Raw genomic sequence first — 17399 nt, 5'->3', positions numbered from 1 at the left:
GGAGGAACTGAAGCGATGACGGTCCTGGTGCTGACCCGCCCTCTCCTCGACGGGGTCGCGGACATGGTGGTCACCGAACTGACCGCCCGCGGCATATCCGTGTGCCGCATGGATCCCGGGGACTTCCCGGAGACCAGCACACTCACGGCCGAGATCGGACCCGGCGGCTGGCGGGGAAGCTGGCGCGGGCAGCACCAGGACCCGGTCCTCGAGGAGATCACCGCCGTCTACTACCGGCGCCCCTCCCCGTTCCGCCTCCACCCCGGCCTGTCCCACGATGACGCCCGCTGGGCCTCTTCCGAGGCCCGCGCCGGCCTGGGCGGCATCCTCACCTCCCTCCCCTGCATATGGATCAACCACCCGCACCACAACGCACAGGCCGACTTCGCGCCCCTGGCCCTAGCCACCGCCGTCCGGTGCGGGCTGCGCGTCCCGCCCACGCTCATCACGAACGACCCCGCCGAGGCGCGCACATTCATCTCCGGCCTGCCTGGCAAGACGGCGGCGTACAAGGCGCTGGGCACCACCGGCCCCGGCAGCCGTAACGGCGAGCAGTACGCCCTGTGGACCACACAGGTCCGCGCCGACGACATCACCAGCGACGTGGCCCGCACCGCGCACCTGTTCCAGCAGTGGATCGACAAGCAGTACGAGGTCCGGCTCACGGCAGTGAACGAGCAGATGTTCGCGGCCGAGATCCACGCGGGTTCGGACGCCTCCCGGGCCGACTTCCGCCGGGACTACGACTCGCTCACCTTCCGCGAGTGCGGCGTCCCGGATGCCGTCCGCAAAGGCGTCCGGCGTCTGATGGAAGCGTTCGGGCTCCGGTACGTCGCCCTGGACTTCCTCGTTAATCACCAAGCCGCATGGCACCTAGTCGATATCAATCCGTCGGGCCAGTACGGGTTCATCCCTGAACTCCGCGACCCCATCACACGGGCACTGGCCGACGCACTCCAAGAGGGGGAAGCCCGATGACTGCCGCAGCCCGCTACCGCATGACCGACACCCTTCTGGCGCAGGGCGCACTCGCCGCCGGGTCCTGCTGGGCGGACGCGTTCGCCACGGTGCCCCGCGAGACCTTCGTGCCCGTCTTCACCCTGCGCACCGTAAATGGCGACAAGCGCGTCTTCGAACCCGGGGGCGAGGGATACGACGAAGCCGTCTACACGGACACCACCCTCGTCACCTGCTGGGACGCGGCCGGCACCCCGGTTAGCTCGTCCAGCCAGCCCTCGCTCATGGCCCGGATGCTGGAGGCGTTCACCGTCCCCGACGCCGCCCGCGTGCTGGAGATCGGCACGGGCACCGGCTACAACACCGCGCTGCTGTGTCACCGGCTCGGGGCGGAGCACGTCGTGAGCGTAGACATCGACCCCGAGCTGACGGCGCAGGCTCGTGACCGGCTGAGGGCGGCCGGGTACACGCCGCTGATGGTCACCGGCGACGGCACCAAGGGCCACGCGGACGCTGCCCCGTACGACGGCATCCTCGCCACCTGCGGTGTGGACCGCATCCCCACCGCGTGGCTTGCGCAGGTGAAGCCCGGCGGCATCATCGTGACGAACGTGGGCAACGGCGTCGTCCGTCTCACGGTCCGCGAGGACGGCGGCGCCGAGGGCGCTTTCCTCCCCGAAGAGGCGGCGTTCATGCGCGCCCGTCCCGCGCCCGACCACGTCGCCGCGCGCGCCGGGCAGTTCGCCGGCCTGGTCATGGGCGGCAGCGGCGCGAGCACCACCGTGCGGTTGCCCGTGCCCGCCGACGAGGCGAGCACGTTCCTCGGCGAGCTCGTGCAGGCGACCGCGATGGAAATCTGGATGCTCCACCACGACGTGCTGTCCATGACCCTGGGTGACCCCGAAGACGGCGAGTTGGTTCACGGTCTCGTGCACCCGGCCACCGGGTCGTGGGCGCGCATCACCCCGGCGCTCGGAACGGACGTGACGGTCGAGCACGGCGGGCCCCGTGACCTTTTCGGCGAGCGGCTGGCGCTCATGGAGCAGTGGGCCGTCGCGGGGCGCCCCCAGCCCGGCGCCTACACCCTGACGGTCACCGCCGAGGGGCTGCACACCCTGTATCGAGCTGAGCCAGCCACCGCCCGCTGGATGCTCAGCGCCTGACCTCGTACGGCCCGCTGGTACGGCACATCCTGTGCATTACGTCCGTCGGGCCTCAGTGGGGCAGTGCCCCACTGAGGCCCGACGGCGCTCGCCCCCCCCCACGAACGACCACGGCCCTGGCCACCCCGTATTGAGCGGGGTGGCCAGGGCCGTGGCTGCTTGTACCAGCGGCCGAGCAAGAAACGACGGCCCCCGGGGTGCGACCCGGGGGCCGTCTGCAGTCGCCCCTATCGAGAGGAAGACGCGACCGTGAACATGATGACAGTGGCACCCGACCGGGTGCACGAGCAGGTGCAGAGCCTGCGGGCCCCGGCCCTCCAGGCCGCGGTCGACGCGGGCGCCGCCTGCGCCGACCTGCGCAACGCTCCCCTGCGGGAGGAGTGGTTCCGCGAGGAGAGCGAGCCCGAGGCCGACTGGTCCTTCCGCGCCCGGCTTCTGGGCGACTTCTGCCGGGAGATGTGCCCGGTGATGGCGGAGTGCCGGGAGCTCGCGCTGAGGCAGGGTGAGGGCCGGTCGTGGCAGGACGACATGGTGCGCGGTGGCCTGACCGGCCAACAGCTGGTCGAGGAGCGGGCCCGGGAGGCGGAGCGGCTGGCGGCGGCGGTGGCCGAGGACCAGCGGGCCACCGTCGAGTGGGAGGTGTACATGCGGGCCGCGCTGCGACAGCTGAAGGAGGCGAGCGTGGTCATCCAGGCCGGCGCCGCCCTGGAGAAGGCCCGCAAGGAAAGTAACGCCCGTGCCACCGAAGCCGCTGCCGAGCTCCGGGCGATCCGTCGTCAGCGGCGGGCGCGTGCCGGCTGGGGTGAGGCTGCGTGAGCGCGGGCGGCGAGCGGGCGACGGCGCAGGAGCGGGAGGCGCGGCAGATGGAGGAGTTCCTGCGGCGGGCCCGTGAGGCCGACGACCGTCGCACCGGCCGGGGAGGTGGGCGCTGATGGCGGGCGGGTCGAAAGCCGTCGAGGTTGCCCGGGCGTGCCACGACTGCGGCGGGGCTGGCGGTCAGACCGTCGACACCAGCGGCGACGGTGTACTGCGGCAGACCTGGAAGTCCTGCACTGTCTGTCGCGGCACCGGACAGGCGCGGTGAGGGCCATGACCGAGGCGGAGCACGAGCGGCTGGAGGACGAGGTCCGGCGCGCCAACGCGAGGTCCGAGGCTGACCGGAGGGCCCGTGGCTGTGGCTGACGACCTGTTCCTCAGGTACATGCGCGCGTTCCAGACCTCCACGGAGCACGTCGACGGCTGTGCGGCGTGCCAGGCATACGAGCCCTGCCAGGTCGGCAAGCCGCTGCACGAGCGGTTCGCCCGGCTCCAGGACGCGTACGTCCAGCGCCGGGCCCGGCAGAACCGGCGCTGACACAGGGCGCCCGCTCTCCCGGAACTCTCCAGGCCCGGCTGCCCGCGGTCCAGGCGGCCGGCTCCCTTTTCGCACGACCCGGCCCCGGAAAGACCCGGGGCCGGACGCTCTCCCTCGTCCGATACAGGAGGAACTCGTGCTTCGCACCATCACCCTGCGGCACCCCCTGGACGCCGCCGGCCTCCCCCGCTGGCAGGTGCCCGCCAGGCCGGCGGAGTCCTCCATGGCCCCGGCCGGCCAGGACCGGCAGGCCGCCGACCGGTTCCGTGCCACGCACGGCGACTGCACGACGTGGGGCCCGGCGGACTACGAGTCCTACGAGCACCTGGTCGAAGCCGCGGACCCCGGCATCGCTCGCGCCGTCCGGGAGGACCTGGTCGTCGTCGGACGGCACGCCGAGGGCGGACGCGTCGTCGTCGACCTGGCCCTGCCCGGCACCCGGACCGCCGCGCCCCGCGGCGGAAGGCTGGCCTGACGGCTGCCTAATTCGTTTTTAGCGATCACGGTGACGGCCGAGAGGACGTCACCGGGTTGTTCGAGTGCCGGGGCCGTGACACCTGTGATGAGCCGGGCCTGTGAGGCCTACCTATAGACCGCGTGGGCGGCCCCGGCACTCGTGGTGGTGGCGGTCGCGTGGGCGCCGGGCGGATGCCTAATGGCTGCCGGGCACTCGATGCCTCGGATCAGACCGGCGGCGTTCGGCGTCTTCGCGGCCGCCACCACCTGTGTCTGTACCACTCGTTGATCTTCGTGGTGCGAGCCCGCCGCGCGGTGACCTCTCGATTCGCCCGAGCCCCTTCCGAGCTCCCGCTTAGACCGGGGCCCGCGTGGCGCGCTGGTGCCACGAACGACTAGCGAGGTGGCGGCCCGGCCCTGGTGCCGAGGCCTGGAATTAGGTCGACGCGTGGCCCGCATGCGCTCGTGACCAGCGCGAACGCTCATGCTCAGGGGAGGAGCACACTTGATCTACTGCGGAATCGACTGGGCGGAACGGTCGCACGACGTCGCCCTGGTCGACGACAGCGGGCAGCTGCTGGCCAAGCGTCACATCACCGACGACGCGGCCGGCTACCGCATCCTGCTGGACCTGCTCGCCGAGTACGGCGACACTAAGGAGACCCCGATCCCGGTCGCGATCGAGACCTCCCGCGGCCTGCTCGTCGCCGTCCTGCGGACGGGCAAGCGGCAGGCCTTCGCGATCAACCCCATGGCGGCCGCCCGCTACCGCGACCGCCACAGCGTTAGCCGCAAGAAGTCCGACCCCGGCGACGCCCTCGTCCTGGCGAACATCCTCCGCACCGACATGCACGCCCACCGGCCCCTGCCCAGCGACAGCGACCTAGCCCGCGCCATCGCGGTCCTGGCCCGGGCCCAGCAGGATGTGGTCTGGAACCGGCAGCAGACTGCCAACCAGCTCCGTTCGCTTCTTCGCGAGTACTACCCGTCCGCCCTGGCCGCGTTCGAACCCTGGCGGAACGGCCTGTGCCGCCCCGAAGCCCGCGAACTCCTCAAGGCCGCCCCGACACCTGCCCGGGCGGCCCGGCTGACGCGCACCCGGATCGCTGCCGCGCTCAAGCGCGCAGGGCGTCAGCGCGGGATCGAGGCCGAGGCTGAGCGGCTCCGAGAGGTCTTCCGCGCCGACTGGGCTCACCAGCCGCCTCTGGTCGAGGACGCGCTCGGCAAGCAGATGCTCGCCCTCCTTATCCAGCTCACGGCCGCCTGCACCGCCGCTGACGACCTCGCTGAGGCGGTGGAGGAAGCTTTCCCTCAGCACCCGGACGCTGACATCATCTGCAGCTTTCCCGGACTCGGCGTCCAGCTCGGCGCCCGGGTGCTCGCCGAGATCGGGGACGACCGGGCCCGGTTTGCCGACGCCCGCGGCCTGAAGGCATACGCGGGTGCCTCGCCCATCACACGGGCATCCGGGAAGAAGTCGAGCATCACCCGGCGGTGGGTGAAGAACGACCGCCTCAACCACACCGGCTACCTCTGGGCCTTCGCCTCACTGCGAGCCTCACCCGGCGCCATGGCTCACCACCGGCGCCGCCGCGACGACCACGGCGACTGGCACGCCTCCGCCCAGAGGAACCTCTTCAACCGAATGATCGGCCAGCTCTACCACTGCCTCAAGAACGGCGAGCTGTTCGATGAACAGCTCGCCTTCCCCACCGGGCTCGCCGCCGCGGCTTGACGCCTTAGCGTCGCGAGGTGTCTGATCCGCCCGCACCGACCGCCGAACGCCGGCGGGCCGGTACGGGCGGTGACGGGGAGCCGGACAGTCCGGACCCGATGAACCGAAACGAGGCCCCCGCATGCCCATGACGACGAACACCGCCACCGAACCCCCCACCGCGGCGGTGGTATTCACCGACGAGACGCTGCGCACGGCGGCCGGCCTTGCCGCCGACAGCTACCGGCCGGTGTGGACCGGCCCGTCCGGAGAGGAATCCTCCGGCGAGAGCGTCGCCCGCCACCTGGAGGCCACCGCCGCCCTGCTCGACAAGGACGGCTGGGTCCGCATCTACGACTGCGGCAAGGACTGGACGACCAGTGCGGACCTGGCCGATGACGACTCCATGACCGTGAAGGCCATGCTCAAGTCCCTGCTGCGCTGGGTCCGCGAGGACGTCGGCAACGACCCGCAGCGCACCCTGTCCACCGCCCTGCGCCACGTCGCCGAGGGCGGCGGGCACGGCGACCCGGGCACCGCCGCCATCGCCTCCGACGTCCTGGACCTGCTGATCCGGGCCCACACCGGATCGGACACCGCCCGCGCCACGCCGTGGTCGGAGCGGCTCACCCGCACCCACGCGGACATCACCGCCCTGCTGACCGCGGGAGCCCGGTTCGCCCGCACCTACGGGCCCGGTGCCGCCGAGGTCACGGGGAAGACGGACTGACCCGCACCGTGGCTCCGCGCCCTCCCCCGGCGCCACCGACCGCCCCCGCCCCCCGCCTTCGTCTGGAAAGGAGGACCTGTTGTGCGTCTTCTCTACGCCTTCTCGATCTTCGCCAACTTCGCGATCGTGGCCGTGGTCATCTACCGGGCCGCACTCTGAGCTGCTTCCGGGGCGGGCCTGCCCGGATACGACGATCCGCACCGCGCCGCCGGACAACCGCCCGGCGGCGCTGTTTTTTGCGTTCGAGGAGGACGCGTGACCATTCCCAGCCCGTACGTCCACCTGGCCAAGGTGAGCCGCCGCTCGGGTGCGGCCGTCGGCAACTGACCACTGACGAGCGATCACGGTCGCCCTCACACGTTGCGAGCGGGTGGGGGCGGTCGTGGCTGCTCGTACGCAGCCGCCCCCGGTCTGCACGGACCGCTTCCTCGGCAGATCGGGCGGTAGCGAGGGCCGGGACGCCCGGCCGTGAGCCCTAGGAGCACCGCATGACTGCACTTCACCCCCAGGCCGGCTCGGTGACGGCGGCCGTGTTCAACCGCGGGGACTACGTCGTCTACCGGGACCCCAACCGTTTCTGGGCGGGCCTGCCCGCCCACACGTTCGTCTGCCGTGTCGATGACGCCTTCCGCTTCGACGGCGGCTACCGCTACTCGCTGACCTGCCTGGCCAGCGGCAGGCCCGTCGGTGGCAACGCGCGGGGCGAGTACATGCGGCTGCTGCCGCCGGCCGACGCGATGCGCGACATCGACACGGCCCCCCTCCACACCGGCGCCGCCGCGGACACCATGGCCCCGGGTGCCGTCGCCTGGCTCGTCCAGCAGACCGCCGCGTGCCGCGGGCAGGAGCTGCCCCGCCCGCGCACCTGACCTCCCCCTCCCCCGTGGCCCGCGTCGGCATCCTCCGGCGCGGGTCGCAGTTGTGACCGAAAGGACTGTGATGGCCGCGCGCACCGCGACCCGTACCCGTGCCAAGAGGAAGTCGCCGTCGAAGCCGTCGGCCACCGCATCCAAGACGCCCGCACCGAGCCGCCCCCCGGCCACACCGCAGGAGAAGGCATCCGGTATCAGTCTGGCGGCCGACGCCCTGGTCGCTGACGGCCGGGACCGGGCCGCCGACCTCATCGACACCGCCCGCGAGACGGCCGCCGCGCTCCAGGCGGAAGCCGAAGCCGCCGCCGCTCGTACGGTCTCCGCTACCCACGAGCAGGTCACCACGCTGCTCACCGAGGCGCGAACCCGCGCTGAGGACCTCACTGTCAGCGCGGACCAGGAGGCCACCGTCCGGCGTGCGGCGGCGAAGCAGGACCTGGAGACGGCGCGCGGCGAGGCCGAGCGCCTCCTGGCGGAGGCCCGCGACCGTGCCGAGACCCTGGTGGAGGAGGCCCGCGCGCAGATCGCCGACCTCACCAAGCTGGCCGCCACTGACCGCGAGGCGACGGCCGCCGCGGTCGCCGAGCTGCGACGCCTGGCCGAAGCCGACCTCACTGAGATCGGCGCCCTGGTCGGCCGGCGCCGCATCGAGGCCGGTGCGATCCTCGCCCGCGCCCAGGAGCAGGCCGACGGACTGGTGGCCGCGGCGCAGCGGGAGGTCGAGCAGGCGCGCGAGCGGTTCGCCAAGCTCGCCGAGACGGCCGCCGGCCAGTACGACGCCCGGCGGGCGGAGGCGGAGCAGCTGTACGCGGACGCGGTGAAGGCCGCCGACGGCCGGCGCCGCGAGGCCGACCAGCACGTGGCCACCGCGCAGGCCGAGGCGGAGCAGGTGCGTGCGGGGCTGCGTGAGCAACTGCGCGCGCTCACCGAGAAGTTCGACGCGGAGGCCGCCGACAGGCGCAAGGCCCTCGCGGAGGAACTCGCCGGGCTCCGGGCGGCCTGCGGCAGGCAGCGCGAGCGGCTGCGGGAGGAAGCCAAGACGGTCGCGGTGCAGTTGCGGGAGGCCGCTCAGAAGGAGGCCGAGCGCATCACCGCGGAGGCGGAGAAGAAGGCCCACGGCATCACCGGGCGGGCCCAGGCGGATGAGGCCCGCGCGCGCCGGCTGCTGGAGGAGGCCCGCGAGGCGAAGAAGGCTGGCTCCCGCTGGCGTGGGTGGCACCACAAGCTCAGCCGGAAGGCGTGGGAGACGGCGCCGTGGGTCGCGCTGGCGGCCGGCGTCGGGCTCGCCGCCTCCGGCGAGTACGAGCTGGCCCGCATGGTCGGTATCCACCCCTACGTCGCTCCGCTGCTGCCGGTGTCGATCGACGTCTACTGCGTCACCGCGTTCCGCACGAAGAAGGACATCGGGGCCGCGCTCGCGCTGATGGCGTCGGCGAACGTTGTCTTCCACCTCTCGGAGCAGGCGCACCTCGTGCCCGAGGGAGAGTCCGCGCCGTGGTGGCTGACCACCTTCGTCGTGCTGATCTTCGTGGCCGTCATCTGGCGCGTCCACTTGCTCATGCACGACGCCGGTACAGACGCACACGGTGGTACGGACACAGCGACCGGGACAGGCGGACATAGCGGTACAGCCGCCCGTACAGACGGCCCGGCTGGTACACCGCGCCCCCGCACGGGACCCTCCGGTACGCACTCGTACAGCACGGCAGCCAGTACACCGCCCGCCGGTACAGCCCCCGGTACGGCTCGTACGGAGCCTGTACACGGCACCCCGTACGGCACCGCCGCAGCGGCGCCCAATGCGGGCGTGACCAGCACGTACGGAGACCGTACAAGCCGCGTACAGGCAACCCCGGACGGGGCAGCGCGTACAGGGCCGGAGCGTTCCAGCCGTACCGGTACAGCGACTCTCGCGAGCAAGACGCGTACCGGTACAGCCACCGCCCGTACGGCTCCCGTGGACAGTCCTCCCGCCGCCCGTACCAGTACGGCAAGCACCCGCTCGCGTACCACCGCGACGATCACCGCCGGGCGTACCGGTACAGCCACGCCGGCCCGTACGGATGCCGAACTGCTCCCCGCGGTACGGGCTCTGCCGCGCGAGGACGACGGCTTCGTCAACATCAGCCGCGCCCGGACGGAACTCAGCATCAACCAGCCCCGCGCAATCCGGCTGCTGTCCCGGGCCGGCCTGCTGCGCCCCGAGGACGCTGACAAGTACCTGACCTGACCGGTCGTCCGGCACACACCAGTGAGGGTCAGCCCACCGGTAATGGGCTGACCCTCGCTGCGACTGCCGGAAGCAGTCGACAGCCCCACCAGTACACCAGGAGGGAATCCCCGCCGTGAACAGCAACAACGACCCGAACTACTCCCCTCTGCGCGACGTCGCGCAGAGCCCGGAGGCAACCGCCCGGTACCTGGCCGACGTTCAGCGGGTCCTGCTGGACATCGGCAAGAACCTGGAAACCCTTGCGATCGAGACCCGCGTGCACCTGCGCGAGACGCACGTGGAGGGCGACCGCTGGTACCACGCCAGGCTGCGCGCGATGCCCGTCGAAAAGGCCCTCGGGAACGTGCTCAAGAACCTGAACAAGCTCACCGAGGGCCTGGAAAAGAGCGCCTATAAGCGCCGTGCCCACGACGAGGCCGTTGTGAATACGGCCAAGGGTAGGAAGGAAAAGGAGCTGGAAAAGCAGCGGAAGAATAACCCGCAGCCGCTCCAGGCCGCGCCGAATCCGCCGCAGCAGGATGCACAGAACCAGAATCTCGGCTATGGTGGCCCCACGTCGATTTACGACCTCGGTCGGGAGTCGGCGTGAACCCCCGCCCCCTCAGCAGAGCCGAACGTTCCGCAGAACGGCGCCAGAACTGGCTGAAGGAAGAGGCGAAGAAAGCCCGCGAATCTCGCGGCGAAGCAGGGCAGATGGAATTCTGGCTCCGCCTGGCGCGATCCCGAATGGCCAAGGACGTCAAAGAAAATCGCCAGGACGTCTACTCCGGATTCGCGCTGATCTGCCGCCTGTTCATCACGGCGCTGGACCAGCGAGTGGAGGGCAACGGACGGATCTGGAGCGACCTGCTGCAGTACGCGGAGCAGGTCGTGGCGAAGCACCCCCCGCGTCACTGAACGTCACCAGCGAAGGCCCCGCCGGGCTCCCGCGGGGCCTCGCGCGCGTAAAGCGTGCACACGTGCACGTGCACACGCGTGCACACAAGACCCCACGCTCTGTCAAGTCTTAGGAGGGAGGCGCACCGTGTCCGATGAGGACGGCACCGGGACCCTAGTCCAGGGCCCCTGGAACGGTGATTCCATGTACGTGCCACCGCCGATCCCGGATTACGGCGACACCATTCCGCTGCCGAAAGACGTTCCCCCAGCGCCGCCGGAGTCACCGGAAGAGACGACGAGGGAACTGCCGACGATTCCGGCCGCCCCGGACCCGTCGACGGCCCTGCGGTCCGAAGGAATTACAGCACCAGAAACCGGCGAAGATGACGGCGAATACGAGGAAGACGAATACGAACAGCCTCGTTCTCTCGCCGACCGTCTCGGTGACTGGCTGGAATTCCGCCTGGAAATGGCGCGGGCCAATCACGAAAGCGAAGCGCCTTTCCGTGAGGCTGAAAGAGCACGGAAGGCCGCGCTGCTGGAAGGCCGCACCGCGCAGGAAGTCGCGATGATGGAGCAGAACGGAAAGCTCCACGCCGCGATGATGAAAGCGAAGGGCGACAAGGCGGTGGCACGCGGAAAGGCGGACACCGACCGCACGAAGTCGTCCGCCTCCGGCCTGGGGGCGGACAAGGGCCGCTCGAAGGCCGGCGGCGGGGGCGGGTCCTCCCGCGGCGGGGGCGGCACCGGGCCGCCCCGCAACAACTCGAGCCCGGGACCGAACCGTTCCGGCGGCTCGCGCGGCTCCAACTCCGGCGGCCCCGGCGGGCGTTCGGGGTCCGGATCGACTGGGGGCGGCGGAGGCGGCAAGGGCGGCGCGAAGGGCTCTCAGACGGGCTCTGGCGGCCGTGCACCCGGTTCCGGGCGCAGCGGTTCGCCCGGGGGCTCGAAAGGCTCTCAGACGGGCTCTGGCAGCTCCGGCCGTAACAGCGGCAGGAGCTCGAGGGGCGACGGTAGTCAGGCGTCCGGCGCTCGTGCCGAGAGGGCCCGCGGCCGCCAGGAGCGCGCCGGGGTCCGGCAGGCCGGGCGGCAGGAACGGCGCAGCGCCGGGCACTCCGCCGGTGTCGCGGACCGGTCCAAGGACCGCGACCAGGGCCGCGCGCAGCGGCAGCAGGCGTGGGAGGACCGCCGGGCCAAGCACCAGGAGCGCGACGCGGCGCGGAAGGCGAAGCGGGAAGCCGCGGCGTCGGCCGACTCCGGTCGTACCACGCTGGGCCAGGCCGTCGGCAAGGAAGCCCAACGCCGCTGGGACAAACGCCGCGCCGACGCGAAGGCCGCCAAGGACGTGAAGGACGGCACCGAGAAGGTGAGCCTGCCCAAGGACAAGGACTCCAAGGACAAGGACACCGACGGCAAGGACAGGAAGACCGCCAACGACGGCACGGCAGGCGATGCGCCGGGCACGGACTCCACGGCCGATGACGGGGCGTCTGACGGTGCGAAGAAGCGGCGTCGGTTCCGGCGTCGGCGCACCGGCGGCACGGGCCGGGCCGGACGGCGCGGACATACCCGCCGCACCGGTCGTACCGGCCGGACGGGGCGCGGTCGTACGGGTCGCGCCGGTCGGCGCGACCGTCCGGCAGGCAGCCCGTTCGGCGCGGAGGACTCCACCCCGACGGTGGAGTGGCCCGAGCACGACACCCGCCCGCCCAAGCGCGCCGCGAAGGGCGAGGACGACATCGTCGACGCGGACATCGTCCCCGACGGACCTGCGGCCATCACGACCGGCATCAGGGGCCTGCCGCCCGCGCCGGAGAAACACACCGCACGGCCCGGAACCAGCCGGCCGACCAGCACGGAAGGGAGCAGCATGAGCGAGGTCAGCAGGCCGTCCGGCGCGGGCGGCCTCGGCGCCCAGCACCGTACGGACATCACGTTCGACGAGTACCTGATGGAGATGGCGAACATCGCCATCCGGGCAGCCTCCGACCAGGAGCGGGCAGAAACCCTCGCGGAGGCGCTCGCCAAGGTCGCCGACGCCCTGCGGGACATGGCCGCCGACCTGGTCGGCGACCACAACGTCAGCACCGAGGTCACCGAGCTGATCTCGGACCTGGCCGACGCCGCAGCCCGCATGAAGCAGCAGGCCGAACGGTGCGCGACCGAGTGCGGCCTGGCCCTGGAGGCAGCCAAGCTCGCGGCCGCGATGGTCGCCCGCATCTACGGCGAAGACATGGCCGCGAAGGAAGACGCGGGCCTGAAATACGTGTCGGCCGCCGCCCACCACGACTAAGACGAGGGAGGAAATCCGCTGATGAGCAGCGATCTCGCACCCCGCCCCAGCGGCGCGGTACCCGTCGTGGCCGACGGCGACAACCGCTACAAGGCCGTCCAGACCAAGCTCGACACCCTCGGGCGCGCGCTCGACGACGCCGGCCTCGGCCTCGAGGAGCTCACGCGCAGCATCCGCAGGAACGCCAAGCGTGCCGAGGACGCGGCCCGCGACGTCGACAACGCCGAACTCGACCCGAAGTTCGTGGAGCTGACCAGCAACGTCGGTGTCGCCCTCGGGGGCGCCGCTGTGCAGGTCAAGAGGCTGCACGAGACCGCGCAGGAGACCGCCGACCTCAGCCACGAGACCAAGCGCACCCACTCCAAGCTCTACGGAGCGCTGGACGACATCCGCTCGGGTCGGCGCGAGAAGACGCCCAGGCCCGGGTTCTTCAACCGCTGACCCCGCTCCCCCACCCACCCGCCACGGGCGGCCCCGCACATCTCGCGGGGCCGCCCGTCCCCGTTCCCGAAGGAGAAGCAGGTGACCACGCCGCGCAGTGTCGCGCTCGAACGCCTCGCCTACACCCTCGCCGCGCCCGTGCTGGCCGTGGCCCCGAACCTCTACCCCGACAGCCCCGTCAACCAGGTCGTGCAGCTGGCCGGCGCCGCCGGGATCGGCGGCTGGTTCCTCGCCGCCAAGAACGGGGAGCCCGGCGCCGGACGCAAGATCCTGCGCTGGTCCCCGCTGGTCCTGGCCGCCGCCGTCGACGTCGCCGCCGGGCATACCACCGGCTTCGGCCCGTACTGGGGGGACGCCCTGCTCGCCGCCGGATGGGCGGCGGCCGGCTACCTGGTGATGCCGTTCTCCCGGCACACCCGCCGCAACCACCGCCCCGCCGTCGCGGCTCCGGCCCCGCAGCTGGCGCCCGCCGAAGCTCCCGAGCCGTCCCCGGTCGTCCCCGACGACGGAGCCGACCTGCTCACCCGCGACGCGCGGGTGCTGTGGGAGAACGCCGGAATGCCCGGCCGTACGCACGTCGTCAAGGCGACCCGGCACCCCGGTCAGCGGCACGACATGACGGTCCTGCTGCGCGCCTCGGAGACCGGACGGCCGATCACCGGCCTGTCGGAGGCCGCGGTCGCCGCGCCGTTCGGCGTGCACTCCAGCGACGTGGTGCTGGCGGAGGTCGCCATCCAGCCCGGTCGCCAGGGCGGGCCCGGCTGGATGGAGGCCCGCATCACCCCGGACGCGGGCCAGCGCCGCCGCACCAAGCCGACCGCGCAGGAGCGCTGGACGGACCGGGTCGGCGGGCCCAAGGGCGGCGCCCCCGGCTCCGAGCTGGTCCACAAGACCCGCGACGAGACGCGCCGGGTGACCTTCTACCGGGCGAAGATGGCCGACTCCACCGACACCCCGCGCATCGACCTGCCCAAGGTCTGCCGCGCGCTCGGGCTGCCCGAGGACGACTCCTGCGTGTTCGTCCTCATCGACGGCAACGAGTTCCTGATCAGCGCGTTCGACAACCCGCCCCTGTCCGTGGTCTTCCCCGCCACCCGCGAGCTGCTCACCCCGGACGCCAAGGGCATGTACGTGTGCGGGTTCACCATCACCGGCCAGCCGGTGAAGACGATGGTGTACCAGCACGACAAGAACGCCCCGGCCCACGGCCTGACCCTCGGGGTGTCCCGGTCGGGCAAGACGCAGTTCTTCGCGATCCACATGGCCGCCCAGTCCCTGGACGGGGAGGTGGTGTGGCTGTCCACCGTCCGCAAAGACGAGAAGACCACCGTGCTGGGCCGGTACATCGACCGGCAGGGCTCGAACGCGCTGTGGATGGCCCGCTCGCTGCGGGCGGCGAAGGCGCTGTGCGAGATCAGGGCGGAGATGCCCTGGCCGCACGACGGACAGCCGCACGACTACAAGCCGGGCGACTCGCGGTGCCCGTACCGGCAGCTGAACGTGTACGGCGATGAGTTCATGACCGCGGCGCAGGACGCGGACTTCGGCGAGTTCATCCAGAAGGACGGCGAGGACCTCACGGTCACCGGCCTGAAGTACGGCATCGGCTTCAACCCAGCCGGCCAGTCCCCGTTCGCGCACAACGGGTTCTCCACGGAGATGAAGGACAACCTGCGCCAGAACAGCCGCCCGGTCATCTTCAACATGGGGTCGCCCGGCGCCACCCGCAAGGCGGCGGAGGGCACGATGGAGAACGCTTACGACGTGCCGACCATCCCGGCTCGCTACTCCCGTACGGAGGGTTCCGCGATCGAGCGGGCCCTGCGCGGTGACGCTGATCCGGAGAATGGTGTCTCCACGGGCGGCGTCGCGGTCATCGTCCTCGACAACGGCCGCGCCGTGCTGATGCGGTCGCTGTACGCGGACTTCGACACCGACCTCTCCGAGCTGTTCCCCGACGAGATCAACCGGCTCACCGACCACGAGATCAGCGAGCTGACCACGCGTGGCCTGTGGTTTGACTGGAACGAGCCCGTGCGGCCCGGCGAGTTCTGGCCCGAGCCCGACGAGGACAACGACGGTGATGGCCGGTCCCGCCGGCGCGGCGGCGGCAAGGGCGGAGGCGGGCGCGGTCCCAAGAGCGGTGGTCGCCGCGCCGAGCAGGTGACCTCGCCCCGCCAGGCGCTGGAGGCCATCAAGAGCCTCACCGACGCCTGACCACACCCGCCCATCCCGTGTCCAGCGCGCCGAGCGCAGCTGGCCCCACCCAACCTCTGCGAAGGAGCACCGCCCGCTGTGGCCCTCTCGATCTCCGCCGCCGTGCTGCTGGGCATCATCGTCGCCGTCCTGGTCAAGGGCGGCTACGTCCGCGCTGGCTCGGCCCTGGCCTGTCGTTGTTCGGCTTCACCCTCGCTGCGACCGGCCTGGCCCCGGCCATCAACAGCGGCCTCGCCGCAGTCGCCTCACTGATCTCCAGCTTCTGACTACGCCTCTGTCCACGGCGGGTCGTGGGTGTAGTTGAGCTCGTCGCAGAAGCGGCAGTCCCACTCCGAGGGCACCTCCCACTTGTCGACCCAGAAGCCGACCTGCCTGCCCACGAAGTAGTTGTCCCCACCGCACCACCCGCACTCGAAGACGAACTCCACCCCATCCCCTTCCCCGCGCCTGTGTCAGTCCGAGGATGCCCGGGCCACGGGTGCGGTGACTACCCGCCGACAGCACCCCACCCCCTGCTGCACGACGCCGAAGGGCGTCGGCCGGTCAACGAACACCGGAAGTGCCCTTCGCCGTCCGCTCCCCTCCCCGGCTGCCCTCCCGGCAACCACGGCCGGGAGGGCACCGTCGTCCGCGAAAGGACCCTGCCGCCATGCCCCCGTACGACACGGCCCACTCGTACAGCCACCAGCCCGCCGTCTACGCACCCCACCACCAGACCGCCCTGCCCGCGGTCCCCGAGCCAGCTTCGGTGGATTTGTCCGGCGAGCGCCAGCCTGTGGTGTGGGTGCCTGGCCCCGACGGCAACTTCGTCGGCGTCCCGCGCGACATGCTCCCGGCCGGCTACCTCCACTCCCCCGTCATGCCCGCACCCCCTCAGCGAGACCTGACCCCGCAGCCGCTCATCGACCCCCGCGCCCAACTGGTCCTGGCCGTCGGCATCGCCGCCGGCACGGCCGGGGCCGGGCTCGGCTGGGGCATCGGCCAGGCCGCCGCCGGCATCGCCGCCGTCAGCGGGAGCAGCGGCCTGATCGCCGCCCTCGCGCTGCTGCTCCTCGTCAAGGCCACCGGTCGCGGCGGTAGCACCGTGCAGGTGCACCACGAGACGACCGTGATCAACACCAACCGGTGGTTCGGCAAGTCGACCACCACCTTCTGACCCGGGCCACCCGCCTCGCACTCGAACCCCCCACTCGCACGGGCCGGGAGTCGAGTACGGAGGCAGGCCGCCCGCATCCGCTCCACCAGCGACCGAAGGAGAAACCGAAAATGACCGACAACGACCCGCAGAACCAGCCCACTCCGCCCACCCGGCGCGCTGCCGTGGCCCTGTGGTGGGCCACCGCCTGGAGCGAGGGCGGGCTCCTATACCGGCGGTGGGAGGAACTCCGGCTCGCCCGCCGGGCCGGGTGGCACAAGATGGCCAACTGGATCAAGGCCGTGCTCGCTCTCGCCGGGGCCTGCGCGGCCCTGGTCCTCCTGGACGGCGGGATCGGCGTCACCAACGACGCGGTGAACCGGCTGCTGGACGCCGCTCCGGCCGTGCAGGTCGGCACCGACACCTCCTCCGGAGTATGGGCAGTGATCGACAACCCAGTCCGCTCCTACATTGCGGCCCACTCCGCTTCGCTGCCGATCAGTGCCTCCACCGTCTACACCGTCTGGCAGGTCACCGGTCTCTTCGGTCTGCTCGGCGGCTTCCTCCGCAGCAGCGGCGCCTGCCTGACCTGGACCGCCTGGGGCGCCGCCAGCATCGCCATGGTGTGGAGTGCCACCCCCGCCGACGGCCGCACCATCGCCACCGGGATGGCCGTCCTTGCCTGGACCGCCGCCTCCGCGTTCGCCCTGCGCGGCCTGAGCCTGCGCCCGGCGGTCTTCACACAGGTCCACAACGCCGGTGCCCGGGTCGAGCCGCACCTCCACCTCCCGGCCCCGGTCACCCCGCCCGCCGATGACGGTACCCCCGACAATGTGCACCCGCTCCAGAAGCGCTGACCCGGCGCCCCACCTGGTCCTCGGCCACCCCTGCGGTTGCCGAGGACCGGACAGGCCGCCCGGCCCCGCACCACCCCATTCCACCAAGGGAGCAGCTC

Annotated in this window: 18 protein-coding genes; 17 read left to right on the top strand and 1 reads right to left on the bottom strand. The window is 71.7% G+C overall.

Features of this window, described 5'->3' with window-relative positions:
* The first annotated feature begins 15 nt into the window (after positions 1 to 15).
* From tgmB to LUZ64_RS33160, 15 genes are all read left to right on the top strand, one after another.
* A complete protein-coding gene (gene tgmB, locus LUZ64_RS33230) occupies positions 16 to 978 on the top strand; it encodes an ATP-grasp ribosomal peptide maturase (RefSeq protein WP_095582589.1) in 963 nt (320 codons plus the stop codon).
* Positions 975 to 2120, top strand: coding sequence for a methyltransferase domain-containing protein (locus LUZ64_RS33225; protein ID WP_095582590.1), 1146 nt, complete (start codon positions 975 to 977; stop codon positions 2118 to 2120). The genes tgmB and LUZ64_RS33225 overlap by 4 nt, the downstream gene beginning before the upstream one ends.
* Before the next feature lie 249 nt (positions 2121 to 2369).
* Entirely contained in the window at positions 2370 to 2936 is a 567-nt protein-coding gene (locus tag LUZ64_RS33220; RefSeq protein ID WP_095582591.1) for a transcription factor WhiB, read from the top strand.
* A 352-nt stretch (positions 2937 to 3288) separates the two neighbouring features.
* A complete protein-coding gene (locus LUZ64_RS33215; protein ID WP_143593280.1) occupies positions 3289 to 3474 on the top strand; it encodes a hypothetical protein in 186 nt (61 codons plus the stop codon).
* Between the two features lie 136 nt (positions 3475 to 3610).
* Positions 3611 to 3949 carry a hypothetical protein gene (locus tag LUZ64_RS33210; protein ID WP_095582593.1) on the top strand — a complete coding sequence of 113 codons (339 nt, stop codon included), beginning with the start codon at positions 3611 to 3613 and terminating at the stop codon, positions 3947 to 3949.
* Between the two features lie 465 nt (positions 3950 to 4414).
* The gene (locus tag LUZ64_RS33205) at positions 4415 to 5665 is read left to right on the top strand and encodes an IS110 family RNA-guided transposase (protein WP_170116820.1); all 1251 of its coding nucleotides are present in this window, start codon (positions 4415 to 4417) and stop codon (positions 5663 to 5665) included.
* 121 nt (positions 5666 to 5786) lie between these two features.
* Entirely contained in the window at positions 5787 to 6374 is a 588-nt protein-coding gene (locus tag LUZ64_RS33200) for a DUF6197 family protein (RefSeq protein ID WP_232390558.1), read from the top strand.
* Between the two features lie 488 nt (positions 6375 to 6862).
* Positions 6863 to 7243, top strand: coding sequence for a hypothetical protein (locus LUZ64_RS33195; RefSeq protein ID WP_095582595.1), 381 nt, complete (start codon positions 6863 to 6865; stop codon positions 7241 to 7243).
* A gap of 70 nt (positions 7244 to 7313) precedes the next feature.
* Entirely contained in the window at positions 7314 to 9476 is a 2163-nt protein-coding gene (locus LUZ64_RS33190) for a hypothetical protein (protein WP_095582596.1), read from the top strand.
* A gap of 115 nt (positions 9477 to 9591) precedes the next feature.
* Positions 9592 to 10068, top strand: coding sequence for a hypothetical protein (locus tag LUZ64_RS33185; RefSeq protein ID WP_095582597.1), 477 nt, complete (start codon positions 9592 to 9594; stop codon positions 10066 to 10068).
* Positions 10065 to 10376: a hypothetical protein gene (locus LUZ64_RS33180; protein WP_095582598.1), complete on the top strand. Its 312-nt coding sequence runs from the start codon at positions 10065 to 10067 to the stop codon at positions 10374 to 10376. The genes LUZ64_RS33185 and LUZ64_RS33180 overlap by 4 nt, the downstream gene beginning before the upstream one ends.
* Before the next feature lie 550 nt (positions 10377 to 10926).
* Complete coding sequence (locus LUZ64_RS33175) at positions 10927 to 12651, top strand: ATP/GTP-binding protein (RefSeq protein WP_095582599.1); 1725 nt, start codon at positions 10927 to 10929, stop codon at positions 12649 to 12651.
* A gap of 21 nt (positions 12652 to 12672) precedes the next feature.
* Complete coding sequence (locus LUZ64_RS33170) at positions 12673 to 13092, top strand: conjugal transfer protein TraB (protein ID WP_095582600.1); 420 nt, start codon at positions 12673 to 12675, stop codon at positions 13090 to 13092.
* An 81-nt stretch (positions 13093 to 13173) separates the two neighbouring features.
* Entirely contained in the window at positions 13174 to 15309 is a 2136-nt protein-coding gene (locus tag LUZ64_RS33165) for a chromosome segregation protein ParM (protein WP_095582601.1), read from the top strand.
* Between the two features lie 78 nt (positions 15310 to 15387).
* On the top strand, positions 15388 to 15561 hold the full coding sequence (locus tag LUZ64_RS33160) for a hypothetical protein (protein ID WP_232390555.1): 174 nt from the start codon (positions 15388 to 15390) through the stop codon (positions 15559 to 15561).
* A gap of 14 nt (positions 15562 to 15575) precedes the next feature.
* Here LUZ64_RS33160 and LUZ64_RS33155 read toward each other — a convergent pair whose 3' ends face one another.
* Positions 15576 to 15737: a hypothetical protein gene (locus tag LUZ64_RS33155; RefSeq protein ID WP_170116821.1), complete on the bottom strand. Its 162-nt coding sequence runs from the start codon at positions 15735 to 15737 to the stop codon at positions 15576 to 15578.
* Positions 15738 to 15958: 221 nt separating this feature from the next.
* Here LUZ64_RS33155 and LUZ64_RS33150 point away from each other — a divergent pair, with 221 nt between their 5' ends.
* Both LUZ64_RS33150 and LUZ64_RS33145 read left to right on the top strand, forming a co-directional pair.
* The gene (locus LUZ64_RS33150) at positions 15959 to 16465 is read left to right on the top strand and encodes a hypothetical protein (RefSeq protein WP_095582602.1); all 507 of its coding nucleotides are present in this window, start codon (positions 15959 to 15961) and stop codon (positions 16463 to 16465) included.
* A 110-nt stretch (positions 16466 to 16575) separates the two neighbouring features.
* Positions 16576 to 17301, top strand: coding sequence for a hypothetical protein (locus LUZ64_RS33145; RefSeq protein WP_095582603.1), 726 nt, complete (start codon positions 16576 to 16578; stop codon positions 17299 to 17301).
* Positions 17302 to 17399: the final 98 nt, after the last annotated feature.

The sequence above is a fragment of the Streptomyces albireticuli genome, assembly GCF_021228125.1.
GTDB classification, from domain to species: domain Bacteria; phylum Actinomycetota; class Actinomycetes; order Streptomycetales; family Streptomycetaceae; genus Streptomyces; species Streptomyces albireticuli.
This window is presented reverse-complemented; position numbering and strand designations above follow the sequence as displayed.

Coding starts and splice junctions, on each gene's coding strand:
- LUZ64_RS33200 (WP_232390558.1), top strand. CDS start 5,787: ATGCCCATGACGACGAACACCGCCACCGAACCCCCCACCGCGGCGGTG.
- LUZ64_RS33145 (WP_095582603.1), top strand. CDS start 16,576: ATGACCGACAACGACCCGCAGAACCAGCCCACTCCGCCCACCCGGCGC.
- LUZ64_RS33175 (WP_095582599.1), top strand. CDS start 10,927: ATGATGGAGCAGAACGGAAAGCTCCACGCCGCGATGATGAAAGCGAAG.
- LUZ64_RS33150 (WP_095582602.1), top strand. CDS start 15,959: ATGCCCCCGTACGACACGGCCCACTCGTACAGCCACCAGCCCGCCGTC.
- LUZ64_RS33195 (WP_095582595.1), top strand. CDS start 6,863: ATGACTGCACTTCACCCCCAGGCCGGCTCGGTGACGGCGGCCGTGTTC.
- tgmB (WP_095582589.1), top strand. CDS start 16: ATGACGGTCCTGGTGCTGACCCGCCCTCTCCTCGACGGGGTCGCGGAC.
- LUZ64_RS33205 (WP_170116820.1), top strand. CDS start 4,415: ATGCTCAGGGGAGGAGCACACTTGATCTACTGCGGAATCGACTGGGCG.
- LUZ64_RS33190 (WP_095582596.1), top strand. CDS start 7,314: ATGGCCGCGCGCACCGCGACCCGTACCCGTGCCAAGAGGAAGTCGCCG.
- LUZ64_RS33170 (WP_095582600.1), top strand. CDS start 12,673: ATGAGCAGCGATCTCGCACCCCGCCCCAGCGGCGCGGTACCCGTCGTG.
- LUZ64_RS33225 (WP_095582590.1), top strand. CDS start 975: ATGACTGCCGCAGCCCGCTACCGCATGACCGACACCCTTCTGGCGCAG.